At 78.1% G+C, this 750-nt stretch carries 1 protein-coding gene; it reads left to right on the top strand.

From position 1 onward, the window contains the following. A partial coding sequence (locus GTR00_RS22055) for an N-acetylmuramic acid 6-phosphate etherase (protein ID WP_166613615.1) occupies positions 1–666 on the top strand: 666 nt, incomplete at its 5' end. Positions 667–750 lie beyond the last annotated feature (84 nt).

Below are 750 nucleotides of genomic sequence, written 5' to 3'. Positions count from 1 at the left end.
GTGCTGGACGCCGCCGAGGTGCCCCCGACGTTCGGCACGGACCCCGGCGTCGTCGTCGGCGTGATCGCCGGCGGCCCGGCCGCGCTGACGCGCGCCGTGGAGGACGCCGAGGACGACGCGGACGCCGGCGCGCGCGACGTGGAGGCGCTGGGCGCCGGCCCGCTGGACACCGTCGTCGGCATCGCCGCCAGCGGCCGCACCCCCTACGTGCTGGGGGCGGTGCGCCGGGCGCGGGAGCTGGGGTGCCTGACGGTGGGGCTGTCCTGCAACGCCGGCACGCCGCTGTCGGCGGCGTGCGAGCTGGCGGTGGAGGTCGTCGTGGGCCCGGAGGTGCTGCGCGGCTCCACGCGGATGCGCGCGGGCACCGCCACGAAGATGGTGCTCAACACGATCTCGACGCTGACGATGGTGCGCCTGGGCAAGACCCACGGCGACCTCATGGTGGACGTGCGGGCCACCAACGCCAAGCTGCGCCGGCGCGCGGTGCGCATCGTCGCCACGGCCGCCGGGGTGGACGAGGCGCGCGCCGAGGAGGCGCTGCGCGCGGCGGGCTGGCACGCGAAGACGGCAGTCGCGGCCCTGGCGCTGGGCGTGGACGCCGACGCCGCCCGCCGGGCGCTGCAGGCCGCCGGCGGCCGGCTCTCGCGGGTGCCGGGGGTGCGCTGATGCGCGTGCTGGGGATGATCTCGGGGACCTCCCACGACGGGATCGACACCGCGGTGGTGGGCTTCCGCGCCGAGGGGACGCACC

The organism is Kineococcus indalonis (assembly GCF_009906395.1).
In the GTDB taxonomy this organism is placed as follows: domain Bacteria; phylum Actinomycetota; class Actinomycetes; order Actinomycetales; family Kineococcaceae; genus Kineococcus; species Kineococcus indalonis.
Note: the sequence above shows the minus strand (reverse complement) of the source record. Positions and strands in the feature narration are given on the sequence as shown.